Origin of the sequence: uncultured Microbacterium sp. (assembly GCF_945952435.1) — a bacterium.
Classification (GTDB): Bacteria; Actinomycetota; Actinomycetes; order Actinomycetales; family Microbacteriaceae; genus Microbacterium.
The window spans coordinates 83,997-97,268 of record NZ_CAMFHZ010000007.1; the positions used below are offsets into that span (position 1 = coordinate 83,997).

At 70.4% G+C, this 13,272-nt stretch carries 12 protein-coding genes and 1 tRNA gene; 8 read left to right on the plus strand and 5 right to left on the minus strand.

Annotation, left to right across the window (positions count from 1 at the left end; translation table 11 throughout):
* Positions 1-43: 43 nt before the first annotated feature.
* Together Q0P88_RS05445 and corA are read left to right on the plus strand one after the other, a co-directional pair.
* Positions 44-1,342 carry a serine hydrolase gene (locus tag Q0P88_RS05445; RefSeq protein ID WP_295011892.1) on the plus strand — a complete coding sequence of 433 codons (1,299 nt, stop codon included), beginning with the start codon at positions 44-46 and terminating at the stop codon, positions 1,340-1,342.
* 49 nt (positions 1,343-1,391) lie between these two features.
* Entirely contained in the window at positions 1,392-2,408 is a 1,017-nt protein-coding gene (gene corA, locus Q0P88_RS05450; RefSeq protein WP_295011894.1) for a magnesium/cobalt transporter CorA, read from the plus strand.
* Between the two features lie 51 nt (positions 2,409-2,459).
* Here the strand turns inward: corA and Q0P88_RS05455 are convergent, their stop codons facing one another.
* The gene (locus Q0P88_RS05455; protein ID WP_295011896.1) at positions 2,460-3,524 is read right to left on the minus strand and encodes a YeiH family protein; all 1,065 of its coding nucleotides are present in this window, start codon (positions 3,522-3,524) and stop codon (positions 2,460-2,462) included.
* An 81-nt stretch (positions 3,525-3,605) separates the two neighbouring features.
* Between Q0P88_RS05455 and Q0P88_RS05460 the strand changes: the two genes are divergently transcribed.
* Together Q0P88_RS05460 and Q0P88_RS05465 are read left to right on the plus strand one after the other, a co-directional pair.
* Positions 3,606-4,565, plus strand: coding sequence for a LysR family transcriptional regulator (locus Q0P88_RS05460; protein WP_295011988.1), 960 nt, complete (start codon positions 3,606-3,608; stop codon positions 4,563-4,565).
* Positions 4,566-4,626: 61 nt separating this feature from the next.
* A complete protein-coding gene (locus Q0P88_RS05465; RefSeq protein ID WP_295011898.1) occupies positions 4,627-5,916 on the plus strand; it encodes a sodium:proton antiporter in 1,290 nt (429 codons plus the stop codon).
* 39 nt (positions 5,917-5,955) lie between these two features.
* On the opposite strand, the gene Q0P88_RS05470 is transcribed toward Q0P88_RS05465, so the two are convergent.
* Positions 5,956-6,384, minus strand: coding sequence for a hypothetical protein (locus Q0P88_RS05470; protein WP_295011900.1), 429 nt, complete (start codon positions 6,382-6,384; stop codon positions 5,956-5,958).
* Positions 6,385-6,540: 156 nt separating this feature from the next.
* On the opposite strand from Q0P88_RS05470, the gene Q0P88_RS05475 reads away from it, so the two are divergent.
* Entirely contained in the window at positions 6,541-8,016 is a 1,476-nt protein-coding gene (locus Q0P88_RS05475) for a sugar porter family MFS transporter (protein ID WP_295011902.1), read from the plus strand.
* A gap of 10 nt (positions 8,017-8,026) precedes the next feature.
* On the opposite strand, the gene Q0P88_RS05480 is transcribed toward Q0P88_RS05475, so the two are convergent.
* Both Q0P88_RS05480 and Q0P88_RS05485 read right to left on the minus strand, forming a co-directional pair.
* On the minus strand, positions 8,027-8,581 hold the full coding sequence (locus Q0P88_RS05480; RefSeq protein WP_295011904.1) for a GNAT family N-acetyltransferase: 555 nt from the start codon (positions 8,579-8,581) through the stop codon (positions 8,027-8,029).
* Positions 8,582-8,613: 32 nt separating this feature from the next.
* Positions 8,614-8,871, minus strand: a complete 258-nt coding sequence (locus tag Q0P88_RS05485) for a hypothetical protein (protein WP_295011906.1) — start codon at positions 8,869-8,871, stop codon at positions 8,614-8,616.
* A gap of 113 nt (positions 8,872-8,984) precedes the next feature.
* Here Q0P88_RS05485 and Q0P88_RS05490 point away from each other — a divergent pair, with 113 nt between their 5' ends.
* Both Q0P88_RS05490 and Q0P88_RS05495 read left to right on the plus strand, forming a co-directional pair.
* Positions 8,985-9,941, plus strand: coding sequence for an NAD(P)H-quinone oxidoreductase (locus Q0P88_RS05490; protein ID WP_295011908.1), 957 nt, complete (start codon positions 8,985-8,987; stop codon positions 9,939-9,941).
* A 116-nt stretch (positions 9,942-10,057) separates the two neighbouring features.
* Positions 10,058-10,219: a hypothetical protein gene (locus Q0P88_RS05495; RefSeq protein ID WP_295011910.1), complete on the plus strand. Its 162-nt coding sequence runs from the start codon at positions 10,058-10,060 to the stop codon at positions 10,217-10,219.
* A gap of 478 nt (positions 10,220-10,697) precedes the next feature.
* Here Q0P88_RS05495 and Q0P88_RS05500 read toward each other — a convergent pair.
* Positions 10,698-10,771: transfer RNA gene (locus Q0P88_RS05500), tRNA-Gly, on the minus strand.
* A 197-nt stretch (positions 10,772-10,968) separates the two neighbouring features.
* Between Q0P88_RS05500 and Q0P88_RS05505 the strand changes: the two genes are divergently transcribed.
* Positions 10,969-13,167: an RICIN domain-containing protein gene (locus Q0P88_RS05505; RefSeq protein ID WP_295011912.1), complete on the plus strand. Its 2,199-nt coding sequence runs from the start codon at positions 10,969-10,971 to the stop codon at positions 13,165-13,167.
* The last annotated feature ends 105 nt before the right edge of the window (positions 13,168-13,272 follow it).

Genomic DNA, 13,272 nt, shown 5'->3' on the forward strand with positions numbered 1-13,272 from the left:
GGCTGACGAGTCGGGACAGGACCTCGGCTTAGAATCGTGAGGAATGTCAGGGGGACGAATGCGAAGGATCACGACTCGCCGTGCGGGGGCACTGGCTGCGGGCGTCCTCGCGGTCACGCTCGCGCTGAGCGGCTGCGCGGGGGGCGCCGTGGCCGCGCCCGATTTCACGCCGAAGCCGCAGGCGCAGGGCTCGCTGCCCTCCGAGCTCACCGATCAGCTCAAGGCCGCGGTGGAGCACGCGATGGCCGTGAGCGGATCCAGTGGCGCGATCGTGGGCGTCTGGGCGCCGTGGAGCGGTTCGTGGACCGCGGGCCTCGGCACCGTGTCCGCCACCGACAAGGCGCCGGTCAAGACCGACATGTCCTTCCGGATCGGAGACGTCACCCGGCTGATGACCTGTGACGTGCTGTACGCGCTCGCGGATCGCGGCAAGGTCGAGCTCGACGCGAAGATCTCCGACTACGTCTCGGGCGTGCCCGATCTGCAGGACGTCACCCTGCTCGACCTCTGCAACGGCACGGGAGGGATCGGATCCTCCGAGCCGACCGCGCTGTCGGCGTGGCTCACCAACCCGGACCGGGTCTGGGAGCCGAAGGAGCTCGCCTCCTACGGCCTGGGCCAGAACCGCACGCCCGCGCACGCCGCCTACCGCGACTCGGACGCCGGCTACCTCCTGCTCGGCCTCGCGCTCGAGCGGGTGACCGGTCAGACGGCCTCGCAGCTCATCCGCGAGTACGTGACGGCACCGCTCTCGCTGAGCACGACGTCGCTGCCGGGGGTGACGGCGGCCGCACCGACACCGACGCCGGCCCTGCACGGCTCGTATCTTCCGCAGGAGAACGGCGCCTACCAGTGCGACAAGCCCGCCGACGTCACCGTGGCGTCGTCGAGCATGGGCTACACCGACTCCGGGGTGACGAGCACGATCGACGACCTCGGTCGTTACGCCCAGGCCGAGGCGGCGCAGGCGCTGCGCACGAAGGACAAGCCCGCACGCTTCGGATCGCCGCTCGCGATCGCCGACGGCGCCCCGTCCTGGTACCAGACGGCGGGCGGAGCGCGCCTGGTGGGGCCGCTGATCGGCCAGCACGGCATGACGGCCGGCTACCTGACGGCGGCCTATTCGGATCCGAAGACCGGTTTCACGGTGGCGGTGGTGCTCAACGACTCCAGCGCCGGCCCGGCGATGGTGGGCGATCTGGCGTTCCAGCTCGCGGCCATCGCCTCCAAGGCTCCGCCCGCCAAGGGGCAGAAGTCGCCGGAGTTCGGTCTGCCGTTCGTCGCCGACGCCTATGCGAAGGCGGTCGACGCCGACGCGATCTGCCATCCCGCCCAGGGCTGACCCCGTCCGCACCCCGCCAGGGGTGGCCCGACCCGTGCAGAGGAGCAGCATGGCCATCGTCGACAACGGCATCTACGTCAACGGCGTCCGCACCGACAGCCCTGTGACCCTCGACGAGACCTTCCGACGCATGCATGACTGCGGCGGCATGGGATGGATCGGCCTCTACCGTCCCAGTGAGGACGAGGTGCGCCAGGTCGCCGCCGAGTTCGGGCTGCACGAACTGGCGGTCGAGGACGCGCTCACCGGTCACCAGCGCTCCAAGCTCGAGCGCTACGGGGACACGCTGTTCGTCGTGCTGCGGCCTGCCCGCTACCTCGACGACGTCGAGGAGGTGGAGTTCGGCGAGCTGCACGTGTTCATCGGCCGGAACTTCGTCGTCACCATCCGGCACGCGGAGTCGCCCAGCCTCAGCAAGGTGCGCGGGCGCATGGAGGGAGACCCGGAGCTTCTGGCGCGGGGGCCGGAGGCCGTGCTGTACGCGATCCTCGACGAGCTGGTCGACGAGTACGCGCCGGTCCTCGCGGGCCTCGACAACGACATCGACGAGATCGATGCGCAGATGTTCCTTGACGAGTCCGATGTCACGCAGCGCATCTACGAGCTCGCCGGCGAGGTGATCGACTTCCAGAAGGCGATCAAGCCGTTGCAGCCGATGCTGGAGAACCTGCTGCGCGGATCCGCGAAGTACGCGGTCGATCTGGAGCTGCAGCGGTATCTGCGCGACGTGCTCGACCACATCCTCAACCTCACCGAGCGCGTGTCGACGTTCCGCGCGAACCTCGACAACGCCCTCACCGTGGAGTCGACGATCGTCGCGCGACGTCAGAACGAGGAGATGCGCCGGATGACGGAGGAGAGCATCCGTCAGGGCGAGGAGGTGAAGAAGATCTCCAGCTGGGCGGCGATCTTCTTCGCGCCGACGATCGTCGCGGGCATCTACGGCATGAACTTCACGAACATGCCGGAACTGGAGTGGCCCTTCGGCTATCCGCTCGCGATCGGCCTCATGGTCGGCGGCGCGTTCGTGCTCTACCTGGTGTTCAAGAAGCGCGGCTGGCTGTAGGGGCCGGCGGCAGGGCCGGCGTCGGAGGGCTCCGGGCTCGGATCCGCGGTCTCAGCGCCCGAATCCCGTGACGGCGATCACAGCGAGCGAGGTGGCGGTGACGAGGATCCAGAGGATCCCGCCGAGCGCGAGCGGACGCCATCCGGCGCTGCGCAGCGCTCCGAGGTCGGTGGAGAGCCCGATCCCGGCCATCGCCGTCGCGATGAGGAACGCGCTCACGTGCGCGAGCACGTCACGAGGGGTCGGCGGGATCGCCCCGATCGACGCGAGCACGGCGAGGAGCAGGAACCCCACGAGGAACCAGGGGACGAGGCCGATCAGCCGGCGGGGCGTGATCGACGGCGCCGCGGAACCGTCCGGAGAACCCTCTCGCGCCGCTCTGCGGGCCTCGATCACGGACAGGCCCACGGAGATCGGGATGATCATGAGCGTGCGCACGAGCTTCACCACCACGGCATAGCCGAGCGCCGCCGCCCCGAACACGCTCGCGGTCGCCACGACAGAGCTCGTGTCGTTCACGGCGGTCCCCGCGAGGAGCCCGAAGGTGTGCGGGTCGAGTCCCAGCGCGTGGCCGAGCAGCGGGAACAGCACCACCGCGAGCACGTTGAACACGAAGATCGTGGAGATCGCGTACGAGACCTCGGCGCTCAGCGCCCCGATCACGGGCGACACCGCGGCGATGGCGGACGCGCCGCAGATGCCCGTCCCCACGCCGATCAATGTGCGCAGGCGCGACGGGACCCGCAGCGCCCGCCCGATCGCCCACGCGCCGAACAGGCACACGATCAGCGTCGACGCCATGACCGGCAGCGACTCGGCCCCGACCGCGAGGATGGCGCCGAGCGAGAGCTGTGCGCCGAGCAGCACGACGGCCAGCTGCAGCAGGAACCGTCCGGAGAACTCGATCCCCGGGACGAACCGGGCGGCGGGGCGGCGGACGACCGCGATCGCCACGCCGATCACGATCGCGGGCAGCGCCGCACCGAGGATCGGCAGGAGGGTGCCGATCAGCGTCGCGACGGCGGCGATCGGCATTGTCAGGCCCAGGCCGGGCAGCACATCCACGCCCCGCGCGAGGAGGCGGGCGAGAAGGGTTCGTGCGGGCCGGAACATCATGCCTCCAGCCTCGCGGGCGGGCGGCGACGGCGGTATCCGGCTATCGTCGATAGGGATACAGGCCGAGACTGTGGGGTGCGCATGGCGGATGGATCGGTTCCGGATTTCGGATCCCTCGAGCTCCTCGTCGCCGTGACGCGGACAGGATCGATCTCTGCCGCGGCTCGGGAGACCGGGGTGACGCAGCAGTCCGCCTCGGCGCGGCTGCGCGCGGTCGAGCGGAGCCTCGGACTCTCGCTGTTCCACCGCGCACCCTCCGGCACCCGGCCGACCCTGGAGGGGGAGGTCGTCGCGTCCTGGGCGGACGACGTGCTCGCCGCGGTCGGGCGCTTCCACACCGCGACGCGCACGCTGCGTGGGGAGAGCACGGCGCGGCTGTCCGTCGCCGCGAGCCAGACCGTTGCGGCGCGGCTGCTGCCGCTCTGGCTCGTCGCCCTGCGCAGTCGGCAACTCGATGCGGGTCGCACGCCGACCGCCGTCCAGCTGCTCTCGGGCAACAGCGCGGAGGCGGAGGGAGTCGTGCGCGACGGCAGGGCCGACCTCGCCTTCATCGAGTCCTCCGAGATCCCGTCGGACCTGGGATCGGCGACCGTCGACCGGGACGAGCTGGTGCTCGTCGTGGCCCCGGGACACCCGTGGACGCGCCACGGCCCTCTGCCCTTCGACGACGCCGCGGCCGAGCCGCTCGTCGCGCGCGAGCAGGGCAGCGGCACCCGCCGTGCGTGGGAGGACGAGGTGCGCCGCCGCACGCACCGCGAGGCCGCGGAGCCGGCCGTCGTGCTCCCCACCACGGCGGCCGTGCGGTCGGCGGTCGCGAACGGGCTGGGGGCGGCCGTGATGAGCCGGCTCGAGGCGGCGGACGACATCCGGCTGGGCCGTCTGCGAGCGGTGCGGACGACGGGCGATCCCGTGGTCCGCCCGATCACGGCGCTCTGGCGCGGGGGCGCACGCGATATCCCGGTCGCGGGCCGGGAGCTCGTCGAGGTCGCGGTGCGGACCGCCGGGGAGCAGGCGGCGAAACGAGGGCGTCCGGCGCGGTAGTCTCACCAGGTCGCGACATCGCGGCCGTCCTGACCACGGTCGCGCGCCCGGAAGGAACCGCATGCCTCTGCTCGTGCTCTTCGGTCTCGGCGCGGTGCTGCTCTGGTCTTTCGTCTCGCACCGGTTCGAGCGCTGGGGCGTCGCGGGCCCGGCGTTCCTGCTCGTGCTGGGAGCGGCGACGACCGTGTGGGACCTCTCGACGTATGCGACGGCGCTGGGCGCTCCGCTCACGGAGAAGATCGTCGAGATCATCCTCTCGATCCTGCTCTTCGCCGACGCGACCGAGGTGCGCGGCGGGATCTTCGGCGGAGAGGGGAGGGTGACCGCCCGTCTCGTGCTCATCGCCCTGCCGCTCTCGCTCCTGCTGACCGGCATCGCGGCCTTCCTGCTGATCCCGGAGTCGTTCGTCGTGATCGGCGTGATCGCGTGCGTGATCATGCCGACCGACTTCGCCCCCGCGACACGGCTCCTGCGCTCCTCCCTCCTGCCGGAGCGGATCCGCTCCGTGCTGAACGTCGAGAGCGGGTACAACGACGGCCTCGTCTCGCCGATCTTCGGCATCGCGCTGCCGATCGCGATCGTGCTCGCCCCGGTGTGGCGCAAGGCCGTGGAGACGGGATCAGACACGGTCGACATCGACGACAAGGATCTCGGACACAACGCGGAGAAGATGGCCGAGGCGTTCGTCAACGCTGTGCCCGCCACGGTGTGGGCGATCGTGATCGGCGTGGTGCTCGGCGGCCTGTGCGGACTGCTGCTGCGGATCGCGCGCGACCGCGGGTTCGCGAGCGAAGGGGGAGCCCGCTACGCCATGCTGCTGCTGCCGCTCATCGCCTACGGCGTCGCGACGATCCCGGCGATCGAGGCCAACGGCTTCGTGGCGGCGTTCGTCACCGGCCTCATCTATCGGGTCACCCGCACCCGCGGCATGGACGTGCGCGTCATCCCGCACCGTGAGCTGCTGCTCGTGGAGGAGGTCGGCACGCTCACCGCCAACCTGGTGTGGTTCATGCTCGGCGGCGCCGCGCTCCTCGCCTTCACCGAGTCCTTCGACGGGCGGGTGCTGCTTCTCGCGCTGTTGGCGCTCACCCTGCTGCGATGGGGGCCCGTGTACCTGTCGCTCCTGCGCAGCTCCATCGGCCGGGCGGACCGGACGCGGATCGGACTGCTCGGTCCCCGCGGCACGGCGACGATCGTCTTCGGGCTGCTCGCGTACAACGCGCTCCCGGACGACGAGGGCGGTCTCGTGCTGCTCGCGATGGTGTACACGGTCGTGGGCAGCATCGTGCTGCACGGGGTCGTGGCACCGCTCGTGCTGCGCCGGATGAACCGCGCCGCGGTCACCGCCTGACGGCACTCCTCGCCGCGGGCGGGGTTCGCTGCCGACCGCTCAGTCCTGACCGTCCCGGCGCGTGTACGCCCCGCGGACGAGGGGCACGGGATCCGCATCGGCGGGCACGGCGCTGTCCAGTTCGAGCGCAAGGGCGTCGCCGGCCGCGCGCAGCCGCATCACCGTGCTGCCCCGTGCCGTCCGGCGGCAGAGCACGAGCGTGTCGTCGTCCCACTCCGCCGTCCCGGGGACGTCCGGCGTGAACCCGTACGTGTCGAACCACCAGAAGCCCGCGCCCGCGACGACGCCGTGGGCGACGAGCCGGCCGTCCTCGCGGAGCTCCACGTAGTCGAGGAGGATCCCGTCCGGGCCCGGCTCGATCGTGAGCGCGCCGTGGGCGGATCCGGCGTCCGTCCACGCGGTCGGGAAGACCTCCTCCGCGCCGGTCCATTCGCCGAGCAGGGAGACGAGTCGTCGATCGGGAGCCATGCCCCGAGCCTAGGCGCGCACGGGCGCGGAGCCGCCTGGTTCGCGGCGTGGCGATTGCGGATCCGGCGCGGACGGCGTACGAACGGAGAACGGGCATGTCCCGGAACGCGACCGATGTCGATCGGAATACTGCTTCTCGAGGGGGAGGACACGAGCATGAGCGAGTTCGCCGCGTCGGCCGATGAGCCGTCGATCTATGCCGACGACGAGGGGGGCGACGGCAAGCGCATCGTGCAGATCGCGACGGTCGCCGCGATGGGAGGTCTGCTCTTCGGCTACGACAGCGCGGTCATCAACGGCGCGGTCGCCTCGATCAAGACGGCCTTCGGCGTCAACGACGCGGTCCTCGGCTTCGCGGTCGCGTCCGCGCTGCTCGGCGCGGCCGTCGGCGCGATGACGGCGGGGCGCCTCGCCGATCGGATCGGCCGGGTACGGGTCATGCAGATCGCGGCCGTGCTCTTCCTCGTCAGCGCGATCGTGACGGGGCTCGCGCCCGAGCTGTGGACGCTCGTGATCTTCCGTGTGGTGGGCGGCGTCGCGATCGGGATGGCCTCGGTGATCGCGCCCGCCTACATCGCGGAGACCTCGCCCGCGCGGATCCGTGGACGGCTGGGATCGCTGCAGCAGATGGCGATCGTGCTGGGCATCTTCCTGTCCCTGCTCGTGGACTGGCTGCTCGCGACGGCCGCCGGCGGCGCCGACAAGACGCTCTGGCTGGGCCTGCCCGCCTGGCGGTGGATGTTCCTGGCGATGGCGATTCCGTCGATCCTCTACGGCGTGCTGTCGGCGACGATCCCCGAGTCGCCGCGCTACCTCATCGCCCAGCACCGGATCCCCGAGGCGCGCAAGGTGCTCGCGATGCTGCTCGGCGAGAAGAACCTCGAGATCACGATCGGCCGGATCCACGACAGCATCGACCACGAGAACAAGCCGAGCTGGCGCGACATGCGCAAGCCCGGAGGCGGGGTCTATGCGATCGTCTGGGTGGGTCTGCTGCTGTCGGTCTTCCAGCAGGGCGTCGGCATCAACGTGATCTTCTACTACTCGAACATCCTCTGGGAGGCGGTCGGCTTCCCCGAGAGCGCGTCCTTCGGGATCAGCGTGTTCACGTCCGTGGTCAACATCGCCACCACGGTCGCGGCGATCCTGCTCGTGGATCGGGTCGGTCGCAAGCCGCTGCTCATGGTCGGTTCGAGCGGGATGATCGTGACGCTCGCGACGATGGCGATCTGCTTCGGCACGGCTCCGCTGAACGCCCAAGGCGATCCGCAGCTCGTCGGCGCCGCGGGCCCCATCGCCCTCGTCGCCGCGAACCTCTTCGTCGTCTTCTTCGGGATGAGCTGGGGGCCGGTGGTCTGGGTGCTGCTCGGCGAGATGTTCCCCAACCGGTTCCGCGCCGCGGCGCTCTCGCTCGCCGCGGCGGGTCAGTGGGCGGCGAACTGGCTGATCACGGTGACGTTCCCGCCCCTGAAGAGCCTGTCCCTCGGCCTCGCCTACAGCCTCTACGCGACGTTCGCGCTGCTTTCGCTGCTCTTCGTCTGGAAGTTCGTGAAGGAGACCAAGGGCATGTCGCTCGAGGAGATGGACGCGGCGACTGGAGTGGTCCCGCTGCACCACGAGGAGCGTGCGTGAGAAGGCGCGTTCACGCGCCCGCGGGGCGCTCGACGTCCCGTCGCGCCGACCACTCGTCGCGGAGCAGGCCCATCCGCACGACGTCCTCGTAGCCGCCGCGCGACCAGGCGTGCGCGCGCTGGCGTCCCTCGACCACGAACCCCGCCTTCTCGTAGGAGCGGATCGCGGCCGCGTTCGATCCGAGCACTTCGAGGTGCACGCGTCGCAGGTTCGCGCGGACGAAGGCGAACTCCACGATCTGCCGCATCGCCTCCGTGCCGACCCCCTGCCCCCGGGCCGACGCGATCAGCGCGATCCCGACCTCTCCGTGGTGGGCGAAGTCGTCGATGTCGAAGAGGTTGATCGTGCCGACGGGGGCGCCGTCGACGTCGATCACGAAGGCGATGCCGCCGTTCGGATCGGCCTCCCGTTCGCGGATGCGTGCCAGCCAGGGCTCCTTCGCCATCGGTGCGGGGCGGCGGGGGCTGCGCTGCTCCCAGGAGTCCAGGTCGGACGCGAGGGCGAACAGCGTGTCGAGGTCGGCGTCGGTGCGGGCGCGGAGCGTGACGGTGGGGCGGGACGGCATGCGGCCACGCTACCCTCGGGCGCTGACGTCGGTCAGTCGGTGCCCTCCGCGGAGTCGGTGGCGGTGCCCTCCGCGGCCGCTTCTCGTCCCGCGGGTTCGACCGGCTCCGCGGGGACGACGCCGATCCCCGTCGCCTCGTGGCTCGGCTCCGGATCGTGCGGGCGGGCCGCCTTCGGCTCCTCTCCGGGCTCCTTCTCGGTGCTCGGGCGGGTCAGTTCCTCGTCGGCGGGCATGCCGTCGTCGTCCTGCCGGTCGTCCTGCGGTGCGGCGGTGCCTGGTGCGTCGGTCATGGTCTCTCCTCGTCGTGCGGCTGATCCGAAGGCTCTCACGGGCGGTCCTCCGCGGCGAGGGGGTTGACGAGCGCGCCGAGCCGTCGCAGGGAGGGCCGACGTAGGCTCGGTTCATGAGAGCGATCGCGATCCAGGACGGCCGGCTGGTCGAGGAGATCAGGCCGGATCCGGTGGCCGGTCCCGGCGAGGTGGTCGTGGAGGTCGCGGCCGCCGGGGTCAACCGCGCCGACCTCCTGCAGCGGGCCGGCAACTACCCGCCCCCTCCCGGCGCCTCGGACGTGCCCGGGTTGGAGGTGAGCGGTCGCGTGATCGCGCTCGGTGCCGGCGTCGAGGGCGTGCGGGTGGGCGATCGGGTCTGCGCTCTGCTCGCCGGCGGCGGGTATGCGGAGCGCGTGGCGGTTCCCGCGACCCAGCTCCTGCCGGTACCGGAGTCGATGGACCTCGTCGATGCCGCGGGGCTCCCGGAGGCGGTGTGCACTGTCTGGTCGAACGTGTTCCTGACCGGGCGCCTCGAACGCGGAGAGCTGCTGCTGATCCACGGCGGATCCAGTGGGATCGGCACGATCGGGATCCAGCTCGCCCGCGCGCTCGGGTCGCGGGTCGCGGTGACGGCGGGGTCCGCGGAGAAGCTCGCGCTCTGCGCCGAGCTCGGCGCGGAGATCCTCATCGACTATCACGATCAGGACTTCGTCGCCGTGGTGCGCGATGCGGGCGGCGCCGACGTGATCCTCGACGTCATGGGCGCCGTATACCTCGACCGCAACGTGCAGGCCCTCGCTCTGGACGGGCGCCTGTCGATCATCGGCATGCAGGGAGGGTCCAGGGGCGAGCTGGACATCGGAGCGCTGATGGCGCGACGGGGCACCGTCTTCGCTCAGGGCCTGCGTGGCCGATCCCGGGACGACAAGGCCGGGATCGTGGGCGACGTGCGCGAGCGCGCCTGGCCGCTCGTCGAGGCGGGATCGGTGCGCCCGTTGATCTCCGCGCGGTTCCCGCTCGCCGAGGCGGACGCCGCGGTGGCGAGCCTCGACGACCGGGGGCATCGCGGCAAGGTGCTGCTGATCCCCTGAGCAGCGCGGGAGGGGGAGGGCGATCGGATCGCGCGGTGCGCCTTGCCGAACGGATCCCGTCGGACGTAGCCTGCGGAGGCAGCACGATGCACGCCGGAACGATCGAGGAGGACGATATGGGACGCGACGAGGAACCGATCGCGGAGGAGCCTCTCGACGACGAGGTCACGGCGCCGTTCGACGACGAAGCCATCGAGGCGGAGCCGGACGACGATCCGATCGCGCACCCCGCCGAGGGCACGACGCTCGGCTTCGAAGGGTCGATGGAAGGGCTCTGATCCGCGACATGGAACAGCTTCGCGTTGAACCTCAACAACGCGATCAGCCGCTGTTCCTTGCATGGTTGATCATGTGTGTGCCAAATGTGATCGTGGGCATCATAAGCGCCGCGATCATCAACCACGCATTGAGCAAGTAACAGCAAGAGGCCCAGGGCTGCGGAACCTCATCGATTCTGGGCCTTGGCTCTTGTTGTCCTCGACCATGCCCAGAGTCCTCCCCAGACCCCGGTCCGAGTTCTTGCCCCGCTCGCGGCGTCGCCACCGAGGGGGTCACGTCTGCGTCTCGAAGCATGTCGACAGCAGCCCGGGCGAGTGGCGGGGCCTCTCGAAGGGTGAGCTTGTAGGACTGACGCCATCAGGGTCAGGCCGGAAGCCGCCCCGAACCGGCGGACACCTGGCCGATCGACGGCATCCCGGCGGGAGCTTCAGTCTGGAGTAGCTCCAGGATGTCCGGGATAGCTGTGGAACTCACGTGTGGAGGGGCTGACGGGAATCGAACCCGCGCTGTCTGCTTGGGAAGCAGAAGTTCTGCCATTGAACTACAGCCCCGTGCGCCGAGCGGCGCCTGGCCAGCATAACAAACGTGCGCGGCCTCGATGGCGACGTCCCCGCCGCAGGGCCGTCTTTGCCCGCTGCGGCACCGTGCGAAACGAATGTTGTCGCAAACATTGACGTGCGAACCCGGCCTGTATCACAATCTAAGGCAAGGCGTTTGCGCAAACATTCGAAGACGAGTGGAGAAAGACATGACCTCGAGATCACGCACGGCGCTCGTCGCCGCAGCCGGCGCGGCCGTTCTGGCGGCCTCGCTCGCGGCGGCCCCTGCGGGTGCGGCCGTCACCGGCAGCTACACGGTGACGGTCGGCAGTACGGGAACGTGGAACACGCCGGACGACACCCCGGCGGCCGGCTACATCGACAAGGACGGCACCTACTACTTCCAGCAGGCGCATTCGCTCTATGGATCCACGCAGGGGCGCACCTGGTCCTTCTTCACGGGATCGAACATGGACACGGCGACGCTCTCCTCGTCGCTCACCAACTCCGTGAATCCGTCGAACGCGAACGACTCCAACAAAGACACGACCTGGCGCTGCAATAACAGCCCGACCGGCGTGATCTCCACCTCGGCGCCCAGCACGGCCAGCTATTCGCAGCGGAACTTCTGCGACCTCGCGGGCGTCTGGGTCGATCCCGACACCGGCAACTGGTACGGGCTCGTGCACAACGAATTCACGCCGCAGCCCTACGGCGACGGGCTGCACTTCGACGGCATCGACCGCGCGGTGTCCACGGATCAGGGCGAGACCTGGACGATCCAAGACCGGATCATCACCTCGCCGTTCGGAACGTCGCGCGGCAGCACCACCGACTTCCCGCAGCAGACGTACTACTACGGCGACGGGGATCCGCGCCTCGTCGTCGATGCGGCGTCGGGGTACTTCTACGCCTTCTATGGGTCCCGGGTCGTGGACAAGAACGGCGGCTGGGTCGCGTTCCACGAGCACGTCGCCCGTGCGCCGATCTCCTCCAAGCTCGCCCCGGGAAGCTGGCAGAAGTGGTACGGCGGCCAGTGGTCGCAGCCCGGCGTCGGCGGCAAGGAGAGCAATATGGTCCCGCTCTCCTCCTCGAGCACGACCGGCTACACGCCGACGACGGCCGAGTATTCACCGTCGAACACCGGAACCGCGGCCCAGCAGGTCGCCGCGGGCACCACGCCGCCGACCTCGCCCCTCTTCGTCATGGACGTCGCCTGGAACGCCTACCTCGGCCTCTGGATCGGCGAGCCGCAGGCGGTCGACCAGAGCGGCAACGCGCCCCAGCAGCTGTACGCGACCGACGATCTGACGACGCAGAAGTGGACCCTGCTCGGAGACACGGGCTCCTATCACACGGCCTCCTGGTACCGCTGGTTCCTCGATCCGGTCAGCAAGACCGGATCCGGCATCGTCGGCAAGGACTTCCGGATGTACTGCTCCTTCGGTTGCTCGGGCGGCAAATCCGGAGAGTATGTGAACGCGTCGGTCGGCGGCGCGGCGGCAGCTCCCGTCGACGTCTCCAAGACGTACCGGATCGGCGCATCGGGACGGGTCCTCGTGCAGTCGGCGAGCGACTCCTCCGTGACGTCGGCGAGCGCGGACAACGGCCGCGCGACGTGGCGCTTCGCGGCCACCGGCGACGGCGCCTACACGGTGACCAACACGACCACCGGGGCTCTGCTCGGCGTCTCGTCCACCTCGAACGCCGGGCGTGCGTGGGGTGCGGCGCTGAGCGCGACGAGCGCGACCACCCCCACCGCGGGCCAGCAGTGGTGGGTCGTGCAGAACCGCTCCGCGGCCGACAACGCGGCCGACGGCACGCTCCGTCTCGTCAACCGCTACAGCGGACTCGTGATCGCGCTGTCCGGTGTGAGCGGGCGCGCTGCCGAGACCACTCCGGTGCGCGCCTGGACGGATGCGAGCGGAAGCGCGGTCGGCGCGGGACGCACCGCGGACGAGCAGCGCTTGACGCTCACCGCCGTCGGCTCTGCGGCCCCGCTCGCCGGGACTCGCACCATCAGCGCGGGCGGACGATCGGTCGACGACCCCAACCACAGCACGGCCAACGGCACCCAGCTCGTGGTCTGGACGAGCAACACCGGCGCCAACCAGAAGTGGCAGTTCGCCGTGCAGAGCGACGGCTCCTACACCCTCACGAACGGCGAGTCGGGCCTCTGCGCGGACGTCGACGGCGGATCGACCGCGGCGGGTGCGCGGATCATCCAGTGGACGTGCACGGGCGGGACCAACCAGCGCTGGACGGCGACGGCGCAGTCCGGCGGCGGGTACACGCTCACCTCGGTCAAGAGCGGTCTTCTGCTCACGGCCGCCACGAACGCGGACGGAACGGGCCTGACCCAGCAGGCGACCACGTCCACCGCGGTGCAGACCTGGTCGATCCAGTAGGACGATCAGGGAAGCAAGGGGGCGGATCCGCAGATCGGATCCGCCCCCTCTCTCGTGCGCGGGCGGCGTCCGCGAAGAGGTCGCCGAGCGGTCGGGGCCGGTCGG